The organism is Phytobacter sp. MRY16-398, from assembly GCF_003925915.1.
GTDB lineage: Bacteria > Pseudomonadota > Gammaproteobacteria > Enterobacterales > Enterobacteriaceae > Phytobacter > Phytobacter diazotrophicus.
On the sequence record NZ_AP018756.1, the window covers coordinates 4,026,670 to 4,044,969 of the forward strand.

General features: G+C 55.8%; 16 protein-coding genes. 5 read left to right on the forward strand and 11 right to left on the reverse strand.

The window, feature by feature from the left end; genetic code table 11:
- Positions 1–48: 48 nt before the first annotated feature.
- Positions 49–1,224 (reverse strand): sensor histidine kinase, encoded by a 1,176-nt coding sequence (locus tag MRY16398_RS19850; RefSeq protein ID WP_039078483.1) that lies wholly within the window; start codon positions 1,222–1,224, stop codon positions 49–51.
- Entirely contained in the window at positions 1,221–1,916 is a 696-nt protein-coding gene (locus MRY16398_RS19855) for a response regulator (protein WP_125125060.1), read from the reverse strand. Before MRY16398_RS19855 ends, MRY16398_RS19850 begins: the two co-directional genes overlap by 4 nt.
- A 277-nt stretch (positions 1,917–2,193) precedes the next feature.
- Here MRY16398_RS19855 and MRY16398_RS19860 point away from each other — a divergent pair, with 277 nt between their 5' ends.
- Positions 2,194–2,982, forward strand: a complete 789-nt coding sequence (locus tag MRY16398_RS19860) for a MipA/OmpV family protein (RefSeq protein WP_039078481.1) — start codon at positions 2,194–2,196, stop codon at positions 2,980–2,982.
- 65 nt (positions 2,983–3,047) lie between these two features.
- Positions 3,048–3,383 (forward strand): helix-turn-helix domain-containing protein, encoded by a 336-nt coding sequence (locus tag MRY16398_RS19865; RefSeq protein WP_039078480.1) that lies wholly within the window; start codon positions 3,048–3,050, stop codon positions 3,381–3,383.
- A 146-nt stretch (positions 3,384–3,529) separates the two neighbouring features.
- On the opposite strand, the gene MRY16398_RS19870 is transcribed toward MRY16398_RS19865, so the two are convergent.
- Together MRY16398_RS19870 and MRY16398_RS19875 are read right to left on the reverse strand one after the other, a co-directional pair.
- Complete coding sequence (locus MRY16398_RS19870) at positions 3,530–4,312, reverse strand: DsbA family protein (protein ID WP_125125061.1); 783 nt, start codon at positions 4,310–4,312, stop codon at positions 3,530–3,532.
- Positions 4,313–4,565: 253 nt separating this feature from the next.
- Positions 4,566–5,798 (reverse strand): MFS transporter, encoded by a 1,233-nt coding sequence (locus MRY16398_RS19875; protein WP_125125062.1) that lies wholly within the window; start codon positions 5,796–5,798, stop codon positions 4,566–4,568.
- A 279-nt stretch (positions 5,799–6,077) separates the two neighbouring features.
- Between MRY16398_RS19875 and ybjG the strand changes: the two genes are divergently transcribed.
- Positions 6,078–6,686 (forward strand): undecaprenyl-diphosphate phosphatase, encoded by a 609-nt coding sequence (gene ybjG, locus MRY16398_RS19880; protein WP_108701753.1) that lies wholly within the window; start codon positions 6,078–6,080, stop codon positions 6,684–6,686.
- A gap of 65 nt (positions 6,687–6,751) precedes the next feature.
- On the forward strand, positions 6,752–7,510 hold the full coding sequence (gene deoR / locus MRY16398_RS19885) for a DNA-binding transcriptional repressor DeoR (protein WP_039078476.1): 759 nt from the start codon (positions 6,752–6,754) through the stop codon (positions 7,508–7,510).
- A gap of 31 nt (positions 7,511–7,541) precedes the next feature.
- On the opposite strand, the gene dacC is transcribed toward deoR, so the two are convergent.
- Positions 7,542–8,741 (reverse strand): serine-type D-Ala-D-Ala carboxypeptidase, encoded by a 1,200-nt coding sequence (dacC, locus tag MRY16398_RS19890; protein ID WP_125125063.1) that lies wholly within the window; start codon positions 8,739–8,741, stop codon positions 7,542–7,544.
- 229 nt (positions 8,742–8,970) lie between these two features.
- Here dacC and MRY16398_RS19895 point away from each other — a divergent pair, with 229 nt between their 5' ends.
- On the forward strand, positions 8,971–9,597 hold the full coding sequence (locus MRY16398_RS19895) for a glutathione S-transferase family protein (protein ID WP_125125064.1): 627 nt from the start codon (positions 8,971–8,973) through the stop codon (positions 9,595–9,597).
- Positions 9,598–9,617: 20 nt separating this feature from the next.
- Here MRY16398_RS19895 and MRY16398_RS19900 read toward each other — a convergent pair whose 3' ends face one another.
- The 6 genes from MRY16398_RS19900 to MRY16398_RS19925 all read right to left on the reverse strand — a co-directional run bounded on the left by MRY16398_RS19900 (position 9,618) and on the right by MRY16398_RS19925 (position 18,298).
- Complete coding sequence (locus MRY16398_RS19900) at positions 9,618–10,733, reverse strand: PQQ-dependent sugar dehydrogenase (protein ID WP_039077159.1); 1,116 nt, start codon at positions 10,731–10,733, stop codon at positions 9,618–9,620.
- A 108-nt stretch (positions 10,734–10,841) separates the two neighbouring features.
- The gene (locus tag MRY16398_RS19905; RefSeq protein WP_039077160.1) at positions 10,842–11,225 is read right to left on the reverse strand and encodes a biofilm formation regulator BssR; all 384 of its coding nucleotides are present in this window, start codon (positions 11,223–11,225) and stop codon (positions 10,842–10,844) included.
- A 124-nt stretch (positions 11,226–11,349) separates the two neighbouring features.
- Positions 11,350–13,149: an allophanate hydrolase gene (atzF, locus tag MRY16398_RS19910; protein ID WP_125125065.1), complete on the reverse strand. Its 1,800-nt coding sequence runs from the start codon at positions 13,147–13,149 to the stop codon at positions 11,350–11,352.
- Positions 13,146–16,748 carry an urea carboxylase gene (gene uca, locus MRY16398_RS19915; protein ID WP_125125066.1) on the reverse strand — a complete coding sequence of 1,201 codons (3,603 nt, stop codon included), beginning with the start codon at positions 16,746–16,748 and terminating at the stop codon, positions 13,146–13,148. Before uca ends, atzF begins: the two co-directional genes overlap by 4 nt.
- A gap of 177 nt (positions 16,749–16,925) precedes the next feature.
- Entirely contained in the window at positions 16,926–17,561 is a 636-nt protein-coding gene (locus tag MRY16398_RS19920) for an urea amidolyase associated protein UAAP2 (protein ID WP_409349120.1), read from the reverse strand.
- 8 nt (positions 17,562–17,569) lie between these two features.
- Positions 17,570–18,298 carry an urea amidolyase associated protein UAAP1 gene (locus tag MRY16398_RS19925; RefSeq protein WP_039077164.1) on the reverse strand — a complete coding sequence of 243 codons (729 nt, stop codon included), beginning with the start codon at positions 18,296–18,298 and terminating at the stop codon, positions 17,570–17,572.
- Positions 18,299–18,300 lie beyond the last annotated feature (2 nt).

Here is an 18,300-nt window from a genome sequence, read left to right on the forward strand (position 1 = left end):
AAGTCGAGATTCTCTTCATTTTTCATCAAGGATTCATCAAGAATGCATTTATCTGTTGTCAGACGGCAGTGTTATTTCTATCAACAGACCGCCCTTTTCAGGTAAAGACGCGGCAATATTCCCACCGTGGGCAAGGCAAATAGCCCTGGCTATGGATAGCCCCAATCCACTGCCCCCGGAATGCCGCGCCCGCGATGCATCGGCCCGCGTGAAGCGCTCGAAAATGATCGGTAAGAAATCGGGGTCCACGCCAGGGCCGTCATCCGCAAAAGTGATGCTGAACACCTCAGCATCCCGACGAATGCCAATGTTTAGATGCCCACCCTGTCGGCCATAGCGCAAGGCATTTTCCATAATAATCGTGAAGGCCTGCCCCAGACGCAGCGCATCCCCATTGAAAAGCGCAGGTGCAGTATCAACAACATTAATACTCACGCCTGATGTATCCGCCTGTAGCTTTAGCCAGGCTGCACGCTCACGCAATAACTCCCCAAGGCAAAGAGGATGGCGATCGAGCGTCAACTGTCCGGCGTCCGCCAGTGAAAGTAAGTGTAATTCCCCGGTAAGACGGTTCAGGAGTAGCAACTGGTTCATCACCATACTCAGTTGCTCTTGCGTAGGGCTAAAGACGCCATCCAGCATCCCCTGCAGCCGACCTATGGCCGCCGTTAACGGGGAGCGAAGTTCATGCGCCATCGCCACATGCGAAGCGCGCAGTTCGCGTTCATACAGGGCAAGTTGCTGTGTCATGCTGTTAAAATCAACGGCGAAACGTATCATTTCCGCAGGCGCATCCTTGATAAGTTCCGCCTGGCTGCCGAATTGCCCTTGTGTGACTTTATCAGCCGCCTCTCGTAACCGGCTGAACTGAGAGGATAAAGGCCGCGCGTAGCGTAGACCCATAATGACGATAAAAGGGATCATCACCAGAACAAGTACGCCAACCATGATCCAGTCGGTCGAGGCAATGGAGGGGGTCGAGTAACTGATTCCCCACCACGTGTCGACAATGTAATGGAAGCGATCCGGGTTCACATGCGGATTGTCTTTCAATGCGAGGAATTCGGCTCTGACACTGGCGGGCATATCATGCAAAGCCCAGTAATTCTGGACGGCATAACGTAGCCACATGCACAGCGCAATGATAATCACAGTCCCGATGGCAAGGGCAAGGATACGGGCGCAAATCCAGCGCCACAGGGACTGATGAACGGGACTTTTCATAGTTGCTGGAACCTGTATCCAATACCGCGCACGTTTGCCAGAACGCCAGTGACCCCAGCGCTCTCTAATTTTTTACGCAAATTATAAATATGTGTATCCACAACGCGCTCTAGCGCATCGCTGTCCGGAAGGCATTGTTCCAGCAGGAATTGCCGCGTAAAAGGGCGCGTGGGATGGCGCATTAGCGTCGTCAGCATGGAAAATTCAGAGGGGGTAAGATCCAGAACAATCGCCGGTTTTTCGCGATCGGTCACAATGGCGGTAATCGCCACCGTATTGACCGACAGATTTTGCCAGTTAAGTGTCTCTTCGGGTTTTTCAGCGCGCGCGGTGCGGCGCAATACAGCCTGGACTCGCGCAACGACTTCACCAGGAAAATAAGGCTTAACAACGAAAACGTCAGCGCCATAGCGCAATGCGCCAATACGTTCCGACGCCTCCCCCATTGCGGTGACCATAATGACCGGGACATCGCTGTCGCGCCGAATGGAAGCCAGTACTTCGGTGCCACTTATGCCCGGTAGCATAATATCCAACAGAATGAGATCGGGTTTAAGGCGTCGCGCCATTTCCAGCCCTTTAGTCCCGTTTTCTGCTATCAATACGTCAAAACTATCCCGACGGAGGTAGGCTTCCAGTACGTCGGCAGCATCCGTATCGTCTTCAATTATCAATATTTTTCGACAAACCATTTATGTACCCTGGTTTTTTTAGAGAACAGCAATTGCCGATCAGTTACGCCAATACATACAATACCCTTTTTATGACAGTCAATGCGCATTAATAAAATGACAAATGATATAAACCGCCCGGAGAAGATTAAATTCATCAGAGACAGCGCGCTAAAAAGCGGAACTTGACAGTATCTTAACAATTCCCTGACTGTTTATTGATAACAGCCCTTCATACTGAACTATCAGAAAACCTTGCGCTGAAATAATACGCTTTTAATGATTCCGGAGATGCTCAATGTTCCCCCAAAAAACAGTACCGTTGATGGCAGGTTTACTCTTTACCTCGGTAACGTCGTTTGCAAATGCAGATGATACCGCCGCTAATACAGACACGTTTACCATGGGGATTGCAGGGCAATACGCGCCGCGTTACAGCGGGTCAAATCATCAATTTTTCCAGGTCTTGCCCGTTATTCAGGGGCGAAAAGGCGCGTTTTTTGTTGATTCGGAAAAGGGTCTGGGATATGACCTGCAGGCCGACAACGGCCTGTATTTAGAACACTCGCTGGGTTATAGCCTGGGGCGTTCTGATCGTAATTCCAACTGGCGGGATGGCGCAAATGAATTAAAAGGAATGGGCAATATTAAAGCGGCCATGAATACTGCGCTGGCAGTTGGCTGGTCCATAGCGCCCTGGGTAAGCATTGAAGGAAAAGCCATTCTTCCTGTCACTGATAGCCAGGGGGTAGAATATCAGGCTTCCTTTACGCTTATTCCTTTGCAGAATGAAATCGATACTATCGCACTGCAGAATACAGCCATGTTCGGCGATCGCCGCTATATGCAAATTCATTATGGTGTCAGCCAAAAACAGAGCGATCGCACGGGATATCAAACATTTACCCCTGGCGGAGGCTTATACGGCATAAGTACAAATCTGCTGTGGAACCACCAAATTGACACGCATTGGGGAACAACCTTAAGTGCGGGTTATAACTGGCTGAATGATGATGTTGCAAATAGCCCTATTGTTTTCAGACGAAATACGTTCTCTTTTACCGGTGCCATCACCTATACATTCTAACTACACGTTTTCAAAAATGGAGAGTGAGGATAGACGAAAAAGAGATAATGGCGAGGCGCAGAAAAATGCCACAATTACAAGCAACGGTAATCATGGAAATAACAATGTGGATTGACGCCAACCTGGATAAAAACATCACCATAGCAATCGCTGCAAAAAGAGCGGGGTATTCTAAAAGGCACCTGCAAAGAATCTTCAAAGATCATACAGGGCTCAGCCTTGCTCGATACATCAGACAAAAAAAGATCATGGAAGCGACATCAGATCTACAAAAAACCAGTATGCCTATTATTGAAATAGCCTCTAAGTACGGATTTGACGATCAGCAAAGCTTCTCAAAGACTTTTAAGAAAATTCATAATGCGCCACCCGGACAATGGCGCAAAAAGAATGGCGAATAACAGATAAATCCCCCCGAAAGTACTGGGGCTACTTTTTCGATAAAAATAATTAACAGGGCATTTTACGTTTAATACTTTTTTAATTCGTCACCACACCAATAACTGGCATTGCCGCCGGTAATGTTTACCGACGGCAATGTTGCGAATCAGTGGCTGGCTTTTTTAATCGCGGCCTGAATCTGTTCCGCGCTCGCCAGCCCAGGGAAGACGGTGATGTTCTCCGGGGTTGCGCCTTTAACCGGCATCACAATCAGCCCAGGCGTCCCGGTGAGTTCCAGCGTCTGCGCCAGCGTATTGGTGTTCTCAAGGATATTGCTGTAATCCACCTGCGGCTTATCCGTGGCACCGGCAGCCTTCGCGGCAGCATTGATATCCTCGACGGTCAGTTGGCCTTCGTTATGCCCGGTATGGTAAATGCTGTTGTGATAGATGGCATACCCGGCAGCGCCTTTCTGCTTCCAGACATCAAGACCGCGCAGCGCGGCCTTCTCTGAGTTCTCCCAGCGCGATGCGAAAATAGGCCACTCTTTGAAGATATAACGTACGTCCGGACTGGTCTTCATCACTTTCTCCAGCTCCGGGGCGAGTTTGCTGCAATAAATGCACTGATAATCGAAGAATTCGATAACCGCCACTTTCGCATCCTGTGGACCAATCACCGGCGTATCTTTGTCACGCAAGAGGGCTTCCTGGTTCTCCATCACCTTCTGGGTAAGCGCCATCTGTTGACGCTCCTGCTCTTGCTGCTGCAATTTCTGGCTGACCTGCACCAGCACCTCCGGATGGGCAACAAGGTAGTCGGCGGCGATTTTACCGATTTGCGCTTCCTGCTCAGGCGTGAATGCCGGCGCAGAGGCGGCCAGCACAGGGCTTAAATGGAAAAGAGTGTATGTGGTCACTAAAGAAATCAGCGTCTTTCTGAAGGTCATCGGTGGTGTCCCTAACGTTTTTTCTGAATAGTTTGCGAACAGGCAGGTGCGTCGTGCTCCGCAATATCGCCATCAAAGATACGCGTTTTCAGTAAAGGTGACACGCCGGAAGTGATAACAGATATGTCGATATAATCACAGGCAGAATAACGAGTGACCAAGGCTTGCGTGATACCCGCTGCCCGCAGGCTAACGCGGGTAACGAAAGCGCATCATTGCCGAATGACGCTCTCCCCTCACCCACCGTGGAGCCTTAGCTTTCGAGCGAATTCCCGACGCTTTTATCACGCAGGAAAATCACCATCAGCCCCAGCCAGAACAGGCCGTTGAGCAAATTAAAGAGGCTGAACAGGCCATTGCCGCCGACCAGATACGCATGTTTACTGACTTCGATACCGACGGTGAAAATCAGCATTTGCAGCATGCCCATCGCCGCCGAAACCGCGCCTTTACTGACATCGCTGGCAAACAGCGTCAGGCGAACCAGCCCGGCGTTAGCCAGACCAATACCAAACGCGTACAGGCTCAAACCTGCCGTCATCCAGAGATATGCATGCGAAGAGGCTACCGTTGCAATGGCCGCGAGGATAAGCCCGGCAGCAATCGGCCAGCCGCCAAGAATAATCAGCGACCGCACGGTACGCCGCGAAGTCAGCCGCGCCAGCACAAGGTTGCCGACAATCAGCGCGCCAAAAATCGGCACCTGCAATAACCCATATTCATAGCTGCTGAGCTGTTCGCCACTGATAATAATAATCGGTGACTGGGCAATCCAGGCCAGCAACGGCAGGCTGACAAAGCCGGTTGCCAGCGCCCCGGCGACGAAGCGAACGTTTTTCATCACCAACGCATAGTCGTGCCACAGGGCTTTTAACGAAAGCGGCTCACCCAACCGGGTGGCGGTTTCTGGCATCGCCCGTTGCAGCCCGACAAACGCCACCGCCGCCAGCACGGCAAACAGTACAAACATCCCCTGCCAGGGCGCGGCATGAACCCAGGCTGCACCCACCAGCGGGCCGAGCAGCGGTGCGATAAGCGCCACGTTGGCCATCAGCGCGGTTATCTTAATGCACACCGCCTCTTCAAAAGATTCCTGAATGGCCGCATAGCCGACCGCGCCAATAAAGCACAGGCTGATCCCTTGCAAAAAGCGCAGCAGGGTGAACTGTTCAATGGTTTGCGCCAGCAGCGTGGCAAGGCAGGTCACTACGAACCACACCACGCCGGTCAGCATAACCGGTCGACGGCCAATACGGTCCGACAGCGGCCCCAGCAGCCACTGTAAAAACATGCCGCCCGCAAGGTAGGCGGTCATTGATGTCGGCACCCACTCAATCCCTGCCTGATATTGCTCGACCACGGCCAGCATACCGGGCTGAATCATATCGTTGGCGATATAGGTTGAGAATTCGTACAGGACCAGGCAAAGGGGAAATAACAGTGCCTGCCGTCCCAGGCGGCGACCAGTAAGTGTAGGGTTTTGCATGCCATCTCTTTTACGTGAAAAATCGCGCAGAGTGTAATCAAAGCAGTCGGTCGACGATAGCGAATTATGCCAGTCGCACCGTGGAAAGCACTTTTTTCAACCTTAAGGTTTACTTAATCATCCCTGCGTACCGTGTCACATCAATGCAATAATCGGCTTAAGAATCGTCTAACTCTCCGTGAAATAAGCGGAAACGACTTTACCGTTTATCGCGCCGCTTTTAAGGTGAGCGCTGTCATCAAACATTCACATCAGCCAGAGCCCGGAGTCATAAAGAGCATGTTGGAAAATCTGAATTACACGCTGTTCGCGATGATCAACGCCACACCGGATTCCCCCGCATGGATGATTGCCGCCGCACGGTTTATCGCCAACGATGTAATCAGCATCGTGCCGCTACTTGCCGTAGCACTATGGCTCTGGGGGCCGCGTAAACAGCTTAGCGCACAGCGCCAGTTAGTCATTAAAGTCACCATGGCGATGGCGATCAGCATGAGTCTTTCGCTGGTGTTGGGGCATCTGTTCCCCCATAACCGCCCGTTTGTCGATCATGTCGGTTACAACTTTCTGCCCCATTCGCCGGATTACTCATTCCCGAGCGATCACGGTACGGTGATTTTTACGTTTGCCATTGCCTTCATTGCCTGGCATCGGGCCTGGTCCGGCGCGGTACTGATGCTGGTTGCGTTGGCGATTGCCTGGTCTCGCGTGTACGTGGGGGTACACTGGCCGCTCGATATGGTGGGCGGTCTGTTTGTTGGTCTGTGCGGTTGTCTGAGCGCGCAGATACTGTGGCAGATCTTCGGTCCGGCGCTGCACCGCACGCTACAGCATATTTACCGCCTCTGTTTTGCCTTTCCGATTCGCCGGGGCTGGGTACGTGACTAAGCCCGGCGGCAAAGGTAAGATGAACGCCCTGCTAAACGCGGGGCTTTCTTTTATTCAGGGGTATTATGGAAACAAGACGTGACGAACGGATAAGCCAGTTACTGTCGGCGCTCAAGCGCAGCGATAAGCTGCATCTGAAAGAGGCCGCTGCCCTTCTGGGTGTTTCAGAAATGACGATTCGCCGCGATCTCAGCGCCAACAGCGCGCCGGTTGTGCTACTGGGCGGCTATATCGTGCTTGAGCCGCGCACCGCCAGCCATTATCTGCTAAGCGATCAGAAAACCCGTCTGGTCGATGAAAAGCGCCGCGCGGCAGAATTAGCCGCGCAACTGGTGCAGCCACACCAAATGGTGTTTTTTGACTGCGGCACCACCACCCCCTGGATTATCGAAGCCATTCCGGCCGACCTGCCGTTCACCGGGGTGTGCTACTCCCTGAATACGTTCCTTGCCCTCCAGGAAAAGCCGCTGTGCCGCGCCATCCTGAGCGGCGGCGAATTTCATGCCAGTAATGCCATTTTTCAGCCGCTCAATTTCAAAGAGACACTGAGCTATCTGCGCCCGGATATGGCCTTTTATTCTGCCGCCGGGGTTCACATTGAGCAGGGGGTTACCTGCTTTAATCTGGAAGAGTTACCGCTAAAACACTGGGCGATGGCGAGCGCGCAATTTCATGTCCTGGTAGTTGATCACAGTAAGTTCGGCAAAGTGCGTCCGGCGTGCATGGGAGATTTGAGCCATTTTGACGCTATCGTCAGCGACTGTCGCCCGGACGAAGCGCTGGTTGAGTTCGCCAAAGCTGAGCAGATCAAACTGGTATTCTGACCGTGCCCCCACGGGGCACGGTGTGCCGTTATCAGGCGAACCAGCCAAACCACTGGTGGAATTTCATCAGCACAAAATCCCACATCCGGCCAAAGAATCCGGCCTCTTCAACCGCTTCCATCACAATCAGCGGGCGCTTCTCAATGGTCTGTCCGTTAAGCTGAAAATCAATGGTGCCGACAACCTGCCCCTGTTTAAGCGGCGCGGTAAGCTGCGGTTCGCTTAAGGTATAAGAGGCTTTCAGGTTTTTCAGTTGCCCTTTCGGGATGGTGACCGAACCGGCCTCCCCCGCGCCCAGTTTTGCCTCGCTTTGCGCGCCAAACCAGACGCGTTGATTTACAAAGGTGGCGTCTGGCTTGATAGGCGTGACCGTTTCGAAGAAGCGGAAGCCCCAGGTCAACAGCTTTTCCGACTCGTTAAAACGGATGCGGTCGGTTTTCGCCCCTAGTACCACGGAAATGAGGCGCATGTCGCCCATTGTTGCCGACGCCACCAGGTTGTACCCAGCGCCATCCGTTGTCCCGGTTTTCATCCCGTCAACGTTCATGCTGGTACTCCACAGCAGACGGTTGCGGTTCGGCTGACGAATTTTGTTGAAGGTGAACTCTTTCTCTTTGTGGATAGCGTACTCGTCCGGCACATCGTGAATCAGCGCCTTACCGAGCAACGCCATATCGCGGGCGGTACTAAACTGCCCCGGCGCGTCCAGCCCGTGGACGGTCTTGAAGGTGGTGTTGGTCAGGCCGAGCTTTTGCGAGTAGCTGTTCATCAGGCTGACGAAAGAATCCTGGCTGCCCGCCACGAAATCGGCAATGGCGATGCTGGCGTCATTGCCAGACTGAATAATGACCCCTTTGTTGAGGTCAGCCACCGAGACCTGATCCCCCGGCTTGAGGAACATCAGTGAAGAGCCCCGTAACGCCGGGTTTCCGGTAGCCCAGGCATCTTTACCTACCGTCACGATGTCGGTCAGGTGAATCTTCCCTGCCTTCAACGCCTGGCCGACAACGTAGCTGGTCATCAATTTGGTGAGGCTGGCAGGGTCCAGTTTCTCATCGGCATTCCCTTCTGCCAGCACCTTACCGCTGGCGTAATCCATGAGGATCCATGCGCGGGCATCAACAGGCGGAGCCTCCGGCGCTTGTTCCAATGCATACAGAGAAGGTGAAAAGAGAACGATCAATGCGGCTCCCGCCGCCAGGCCGCGTGGAAATAAAGAAAAATGCGTCATATAGGCCACCCAGGTATCCATTCTGAAATCAACGTCGCACCACCGTGCAGCAACAAGCCGTGAGTAATAGCGCATAACAAGCGTGAATAAAAGCACTGGAAAGTAAAGTTTATGCAATAACATATTGTTGTGCTCTGGCGCGTGGATAATTTTGTAAATCGTTGCCAGAACGTTAACTTTATCTCAACATGGAAGGCCTCAGACTGGGTGGTAAACACAAGGGGGTAACATGATTACGCTATGGGGCAGGAATAACTCCTCCAACGTCAAAAAAGTGCGCTGGATACTTGAAGAGCTTGAACTGCCGTACGAACACATTCTCGCGGGCGGCGCGTTTGGCCTGAACCGCGAAGCCGAATTTCTGGCAATGAATCCCAACGGTCTGGTGCCATTGCTGCGCGATGACGAAACTGACGTTGTGCTGTGGGAATCCAATACCATTGTTCGCTACCTGGCCGCGCAGTATGGTCAACGCCGCCTGTGGAACGATGAACCCGCGGTGCGCGCACAGGGGGAAAAGTGGATGGACTGGGCGCTGTCCACGCTGGCGCCGAAACACGGTATTTTGCTGGTGGGACTGGTGCGCACCCCCGTCGAAAAACGCGACAATGCGGCCATTGAAGCGGGTATCAATGCCTGTGAAGCGCTCTTTACCCTGCTTGACGACGCCCTGGCCCAACAGCCGTGGCTCTCCGGCGCGGAGTTCGGCCCCGGTGATATTGCCGTCGCGCCCTTTATCTACAACCTCTACAACATCGGGCTGAGCTGGACGCCACGCCCACATCTTGAACGCTGGTACCAGACGCTGACGCAGCGCCCGGCGTTTCGTGACGTGGTGATGATTCCGGTAACCTGATAAGCCTGCCCGGTGCCCCCTTACCGCGCCGGGCTGACTTTTAGCAGTTCACCGTCTGACGCATCGGTCAGCACATACAGATAACCATCCGGCCCGACGCGGACATCGCGAATGCGCGCCTTGCGGTCTTTAAGGATGCGTCCATCTTCGGTCACGGTGTTGCCGTTTACGCTCATCACAATGACATCTTCATCTTTCAGCGCACCGATAAAGAGTTTATTTTTCCACTCGGGGAAGACATCGGAGTTATAGAACGCCATGCCGCTGATAGCCGGCGATTTTTTCCAGTAGAAAATGGGCTGTTCGGTCCCCTCGACCCTCCCCCCTTTCGCCTCGGGAATGGGTAATCCGCTGTAATTTATCCCCCAGGTCGCCAGCGGCCAGCCGTAATTTTTTCCTTTCCCGGCAATATTGATTTCATCACCGCCGCGCGGGCCATGCTCATGCATCCACAGGGTGTGACTCCACGGATTCATCGCCATCCCCTGTGGGTTACGAAGCCCGTATGCCCAGATTTCAGGCCGTGCTCCGGCTTTCCCAACGAAGGGGTTATCCGGCGGGACTTTACCCTGGTCGGTCAGACGAACCAGTTTGCCCTGTAATTTGTCGAGGTCTTGTGCAGTGGGGCGTTGGTTATTTTCCCCCAGCGCAATCCACAGGTAGCCTTTACCGTCAAACACCATGCGTCCGCCAAAGTGATTGCCGGTCGACAATTTGGGCTGCTGGCGAAAAACCACCTGGAAAGCCTCAAGGTGTTTTGCATCATCACTAAGGCGGCCATACCCCACGACTGTGCCCGCTTTGCCGTCCTGCCCGGCTTCGGCGTAGCTCAGCCAGACCCGTCGAGACTTAGCAAAGTCCGGGGCCAGCACCACATCCAACAGACCTCCCTGCCCGTTAGCCCAGACCTTCGGAATGCCGGTTATCGGGTCAGAAAGGCCGTTCCCCGGCTGCCATTGTCGCAACTGACCGCCGCGCATCGTTATCAGCATGCCCTGATCGCCTGGCAAAAAAGCCAGAGACCAGGGGTGGTCGAGTTTGGTTTGTAACACCTCAACCTTCACGGGCGCGGGGGCTGCGATGACAGAGGCTGAAAGGAATATCGCAGGAATAATAAACGCGGCGGAACGATGCATGACCCACTCCTTTATTCATGGTTTGCATAAAGGTTAGCCAGCACGGCAAGGCGAAAGGGGATTTTTACAAAAGCTTAAAAAGAAAGGGGGGAGTGGCCTCCCCCGCGTTTAGATTTCGGCAAGCGATACATGTTCGGAAAGATACTTGATACTGAAATTCAGCACGTTAAAGGCTCTTTCCAGTTTTTCGACGTTCACCGCTATATAGGTTGGGCAATCCTGGCGCCCGCTTAACAGGCACACCGCCACAGAGGAGATAGCCTCCTCCGCGCGATATAGTGCCCCTCGGGTATCGGCATCCTGCAATGTGTTCAGTTGCACACCGTTATCGCGTATTTCCCTGGCAAGATCGAAGAAGTGCTCGCGTAATTGATCGTTTTCGCTGACTGACATATACCCTTTCGCTTTTCGCATCTGGATATAGGTCGCAAGATCAGCTCTGGCATCGACCAGTTTGTCCAACAGACATTGTGTAAGTTCGTCAACGGTCATACGTTCCCCCCCTTGTCAGCCATCAGGCACAACTTATAGTATGGCTGTTTTTTGAGCGAAAGCATGCGCAACTTCAATTATTAAACGCAGACGAAACTTCTTTACACTTTAGGGCTGCTTAACATTATCCCCGACTGGCAAGCCACGCGCGCCAGCCGCCATATTCTGTGATGTCCGTTGCGCCCTCTAATCCATTATTTTCACAAATGAATCCGGTCATCCACTGCCCCTCTTCGAGCTCCACTTTGCCTAACCCGAGCGGTGCCGGGATCCCCGCCAGAAATGATCCCAATTCACTGGACGGCAGCGCCCACACCTCAACGGCAATGGCCCTGCCGCCTTCGCTAACGCGAACCATCCCCGGACGCTTGCCATCCGCCAGCGCATACAGGCGGTAAGCAGGTGCACTTAGCGTCGCCTCCATCAGATGTCCCTGACGCTGGCGCAACTGATAATTGAGCGCTAGACCGTCAAGATGCGCACCGCAGACCACCACGTTTACCCGGTCATTTACCGCAGCATGCGTGGAGGCATCAGCCCCGATGGTCGTGCCCCCAGGCAGGCTCAGCGGATTCACACGCTGCAAGGCATCCGCCACGCTCAGCAGATACTGATCGGTAAAGGCGCGGCCAAACAGGGTCACGCCCGAGGGGAGTCCATTGGACATAAACCCGACCGGAACCGCAACGGCCGCGTAATCGAGCAGGTTCATGAAATTGGTGTAGTACCCGAGATCAGAATTGCGCTTCACCGGCTCATCGCGCAGTTCAGCCAGCGTTACCGGACGCGGGTAGGTCGGCGTCAGTACGCAATCCAGCGCATCGAGCAAGGCATCGCATTGCCGTTTATAGCTCTGCAACCGATAAAGACCGTCAAACGCGCTAACCGCATCGGTGGTCGGGGCTTTTTGCAGAACATCGCGGATAACCGGCAGCACCGCATCCGGCTGCTGCTCAATCAAATGGCCTGCCACATGGTAGCGCTCTGCCACCCAGGGCCCTTCATAAAGCAGTTTTGCCGCCGCCAGAAACGGCGTGAAATCAAGCGCAACCGGTATTCCCCCCAGCGCCTCCAGTTGCGCTTTGGCGTGATAAAAGAGCGCTTCACTCTCGGCACAGCCCAGAAACTCCAGCCTATCCGGCACGCCAAAACGGAACCCGGCCTGCGGCACGCCAAACGCCTGTTTGCTGTTCCACAGCGGATTGCGACGGCTGTAGTCGTCATCCGGGTCCTGGATTGCGGTCAGCGCCAGCAGGGTACTGGCCTCGGCGGCTGTGGCGGTAAAGAAGGTGACGCAATCCAGGGTTCGGCACGCTGGCACGACGCCCGCCGTTGAAATCAGCCCTTTGGTGGCTTTCAGCCCCACCAGATTGTTCAGCGACGCGGGGACGCGCCCGCTTCCTGCGGTGTCAGTACCTAAGGAAAAACTGGCGACGCCCAGCGCCACCGCCAGCGATGACCCGGCGCTGGAGCCACCCGACGGATACTCAGGATGAACGCTGTTGCGACAGGCGCCATAAGGCGAACGGGTGCCGTTCAGTCCGGTGGCAAACTGATCGAGGTTGGTTTTACCCAACGGAATCGCCCCCAGGGCAATCAACTGGCGCACCAGGGTGGCATCCTGCCCGGCCATATAAGCAAATGCCGGGCAGGCCGCCGTGGTGGGAACGCCTGCGAGATCGATATTGTCTTTGATGGCGAACGGAATGCCGTACAGCGGCAGATCCTCCGGCTGATGTTGCTCCAGCGCCGACAGATACGGTTCCAGTTCGGCTTCGTTCAGAATATGAATGAACAGATGAAATTCCGGGTTGAGCGCCATCGCCCGCTCGCGCAATTGCATGATAAGCGCACGCGGCGTTATCTCACCGCTGCGGTAGCGTTTCGCCAGTGTATCGAGGCGCAAATCAAAGGTCTGTGTCATTGTGCTTTCTCCATCACCACTACGCATTGCCCGGCGCGCACGGAGCTTCCCGGCTGCACCCGAACCTGACTGACCACGCCGTCATGCGGCGCAGTTAACGGAATTTCCATCTTCATCGACTCCAGCACCACCAGCGTCTGGCCCTCTTTCACCACAGAGCCCACTTCCACATTGACCTGCCAGAGGTTGCCGGAAACCGGGCTGTCGACGCCGCTTTCCCCGTCCCTGAGCAAGGCATCGTCCCCCTCGTCGGCAATCACATCGCTGCTGTCGAAATGGGCCTGGCCGCTGGCAATCCAGCGATCGCGCTCAGCGGCAAACGCCTGCTGTTGATGGGTGCGGTTCGCCGCAATGCTCTGCGCTTCATCGGCCAGGAACTGTTGATATTCCGCCAGGCGCAGGGTGGTCTGTTCGATGCGCAGCGGGTAGCGGCCAAGCGGGAAGTCCCGACGGATGGTGAGCAGTTCATCGGCAGAGACCGGGTAAAAGCGAATCTGATCGAAAAAGCGCAGCAGCCACGGCTTACCGCCAAAATCAGCGACCGCACGATAGCGATTCCACATTTGCAGGGTGCGGCCCACAAACTGATATCCCCCCGGCCCTTCCATGCCATACACACAGAGGTATGCGCCGCCAATGCCGACGGAGTTTTCCGCCGTCCAGGTACGCGCCGGGTTGTATTTGGTGGTCACCAGACGGTGACGCGGGTCGAGCGGTGTCGCCACCGGCGCGCCAAGGTAAACATCTCCCAGCCCCATCACCAGATAACGGGCATCAAAGACGGTTTTGTAGACCTCGTCGATATTTTCCAGATCGTTAATCCGGCGGATAAACTCCAGATTACTCGGGCACCATGGCGCGTCGCGGCGCACGGTGGTCATGTATTTTTCAATCGCCTTCTGACAGGCCGGGTCATCCCAGGAGAGCGGCAGCCAGACCACCCTGGATGGCACATCCAGATCTTCGCGCTGGCACACATCGGCCCATAGATCGTGAATAATCGCCAGCAAACGGCTCAGCGCCAGGGTTTCCGGCTGATAATGCACCTGCAATGAACGGATCCCCGGCGTCAGATCGATAACCCCCTCCAGCGCGCGGGATTCCAGCGCCTGCATCAGAGCGTGGCCGCGAAAACGCAGCACCAGGTCGAGTTCCGGTTCGCCTATTTCCAGCAGCAGATGGGTATCGCCTGAAAGACGCGCCACCAGCCGCTTATCCGCTTCCCCGGTCTCCAGCACCACAGGGGAAGCCAGCGCGGCAGGATGCCAGTTGACGGCGACAGGTTGCAGTGTTTCCACTTCCTGGCGGCTGGCCTGTGCCAGCCGACGCGCCGTTGCCACGTCCACCGGGACAAAACGCACCTTGTCCCCCGCTTTCAGTTGCCCAAGCTGGTGCAAATCCGCTTCGATAACGGTCACCGGGCAGACAAAACCGCCGAGGCTTGGGCCATCCGGGCCGAGGATAACTGGCATATCCCCGGTGAAATCCACCGCGCCAATGGCATACGGGTTGTCATGAATATTGGACGGGTGCAGCCCCGCCTCGCCGCCGCTCTCGCGCACCCACTCCGGCTTCGGCCCAATCAGGCGGATCCCAGTTCGGCTTGAGTTGAAGTGCACTTCCCAGTCGGTGGCAAAAAAGGTGTTGATATACGCGCCGGTGAAATATTCCGGTGCCCCATGCGGCCCATAGATCACGCGCAGTTCACGCACGGCAGGCAGTGTGGTCTGCAACGCCTGCGCGAGCACAACACCGCTTGCGCGGTTCGTCAGCGGGTTGAGATGCAGCACATCGCCGGTACGCAGCGCGCGCCCGGCGTGACCGCCAAACTGCCCGAGGGTAAAGGTGCTTTTGCTGCCAAGATAATCCGGCACATTAATGCCACCGCGCAGGCAAAGATAGCTGCGCACCCCGGCACCGCTCACCTCCCCCAGACGCAGGGTGCTGCCCGCGGAGATCGTAAACACGGTATGCATCGCAAGCGCTGTACCGTCGAGCGTGACCCCGATACTCGCCCCGGTAACTACCGCCACGGCGTCGGTATTAAATTTCAGCGTCGGACCGCTGAGCGTGATTTCCAGCGCAGCATCGGTTGCCGCATTTCCCAATAACGCATTGCCCAGACGCAGCGCGCGGTCATCCATCGGGCCGGACGGCGGCACACCCACCGCCCAGTAGCCCTGGCGGCCAGGGTAATCCTGCACCGTGGTTTGAGTTCCGGCGCTCACCACCTCAAGGGTAGTGGCCTGGTAGCGCAACCCTTCCAGGCAGCGCGTCCAGGGCTCGCCCTCCGCAAACGGGGCAAAGGCTAAAATCTGGCGCAGGTACTGGCGGTTGGTCTCTACGCCATACAGACGGGTTTCGCCCAGCGCGGCATCCAGGCAGGCAATCGCCTGCGCACGCGTGGGCTGCCAGGTGATGATTTTCGCCAGCATCGGATCAAAAAACGGCGGCACTTCGCAGCCCGCTTCCACCCAAGTGTCAATGCGCAGCGTGCGGCGATCGTCGGCCGGAAACGCCACGTCGGTCAGTAGCCCCGGCGACGGCTGGAACTGGCGGCCCGGATCTTCGGCATAGACGCGCGCCTGCACGGCATGTCCCTGCGGCGTAAGCCCTGCAACCAGCTCGGTCAACGGCGGCAGATCGCCGGCGGCCAGTTCAATCATCCAGCGCACCAGATCCACGCCCCAGACCTGCTCAGTAACACCATGCTCCACCTGCAAACGGGTGTTCACTTCCAGGAAGTAAAAGCGTTTTGCCTCACTGTCATAGACAAATTCAACGGTCCCGGCGCTGCGGTAATTCACCGCTTTACCCAGTTTGATGGCCGCTGAGCACAGCGCCGCTTCCATGCCATCCGGCAGGTTCGGCGCGGGGGTCTCTTCCAGCACTTTCTGGTTACGGCGTTGTACCGAGCAGTCGCGCACGCCAAGGGAAACCACCTCACCCTTACCGTCGCCAAAAATTTGCACTTCCAGATGACGCGCGCGCTCGATGTACTTCTCAATAAACACACCCGCGTCGCTAAAGTTGTTTTTGCCCAGCCGCACTACCGCGTCAAAGGCATCGGCCAGTTCATCGGCGCTATAGCACACCCGCATCCCGATACCGCCGCCGCCCGCGGTGCTTTTCAGCATCACCGGGAACCCCACCTGCGCGGCAGCGTGCTGCGCTTCATCGAGGTTTGCCAGCAGCTCTGTGCCTTCCAGCATCGGTACGCCATGCAATTTGGCCAGCGCGCGGGCCGTATGTTTTAAGCCAAAGACCCGCAGTTGTTCCGGCGTCGGGCCCACAAATGCTATTCCTGCGGCTTCGCAGGCTTCGGCAAAGGCGGCGTTCTCAGAAAGAAAACCGTAGCCGGGATGAATCGCCTGTGCGCCGCTCTGGCGGGCCGCATCAATAATTTTTTCGCTGACCAGATAGGTCTGTGCCGCCGGGCCGTCGCCCAGGCTAATGGCTTCATCGGCATCACGAATATGCAGACTGCTGGCGTCGGCCTCAGACCAGACGGCAACGCCGGTGACATTGAGTGTGCGCAAGGTGCGCAGGATACGGCAGGCGATCGCGCCACGGTTAGCGATAAGGAGTTTCGTAAACATAGTCAGGACTCAATCGTGGCGGGTCGTCCCGCCGAAATTCGGCTCGCCTTATGGCCGTCCATAAGGGGCTGGTCGTTTACGGACGCGGTGGTGTCTGGCGCGTCTGACTGAGCGGTAAACGGTTCGCACGCACGTCAAACAGGCGGTAAATAAAAAGGCGCAGACGCGCACCCCGGCTCAGTTCCATACCAGCACCTCCGCCGGGGTCGGGTTCCAGCCATTGCACGGGTTGTTCAACTGTGGGCAGTTGGAGATGAGCACGATGACGTTGCATTCGGCACGCAGTTCAACGTATTTGCCAGGCGCAGAGATGCCATCTTCGAAGGTCAGTCCGCCCTCCGGGGTCACCGGAACGTTCATAAAGAAGTTGATGTTGGCGCCAATGTCGCGCTTATGCAGACGTCCATCGTGCAGGCAGGCGCAGAGGAAGTTATCGCGGCAGCTATGCATATGGCGTTTATCCAGCGCATAACGCACGGTGTTGCTCTCCTGGGCGCACGCGCCGCCGAGGGTGTCATGGCGGCCACAGGTATCGGCGACAATGGTCAGCAACGGGTTACCCATATTGGACCACAGCACGCTGCCGGTGGTCAGATACGCATTGCCCTGGCGGCGCAACGTGCGCTGCGGATCGTAGCGTTCCCGGTGGTTGTCGGCGTTATAAAACAGCGTATCCACGGCCTGGTTCCCTTCAAGGTCGAGCAAACGCAGGGTCTGGCCCTTTTTCACTTCAAACAGGTACGGCTCCCCTGCCGGGATCACATGGCGAAAAACGGCCTCGTCGGGGTGCTTCTGGCTGGTGATATTCATCATGCGGCTCCTTACAGGGCAAATAAACGGGTGTTGGTGAAGGCACGCGTGTTTTCCGGGCGCGTCATCAAAGCCTCAATGGCGGCGTTTTCGTCTGCCGCCTGTCGCCAGGCCAGTTGTACCGGGCGCGGCGCATAATCTGCGGCGGGGTCCATCGGGTGTTGCAGCGCAGTGAGCACCACCAGCACATCCATTGGCGCAAACAGTTCAACGTAGCTGCCAGCCTTCGACGCACCGCTGTGGAAGGTAAAAGCGCCGTGCTCATCCACCGTGACTTTGCTAAAGAAGTTCACCACCATCAGCAGGTCTTCAAGGTTCAAATCCCATTTGCCCATCTCAACGAGCAGGTTGTCGGCGCCGTTGCGGAAAAAACCGTTACGCAAATCCTGATAACGCCCCTGACCATATTTCTCCTTCACTTCTGCGGCATTCAGCACGCCGCCAAACGGGTCATGCCAGCCGCAGGTATCCGCGATAATCCCCGCCAGCACACGCCCCATATCGGAGTAAAAACAGTGGCCTGCCGTCAGGCGCGCGGTGTGCTGGCCTTTTAAGGTATCGGGCAGGTTCAGACGTTCGCTCTTTTCATGCGGGTTAAGCATCATCAGGCTGACGTTTGCCCCACCTTCGATGTCGGTCATGCGCAGGATCTGCCCGCGCTTGAGAATAAAGGAGAGACTGCCGCCGCCTGGCAGCGTCTCTTCACGCAGAACAGATGTTTCTTTATCTAATAAAGTCATTA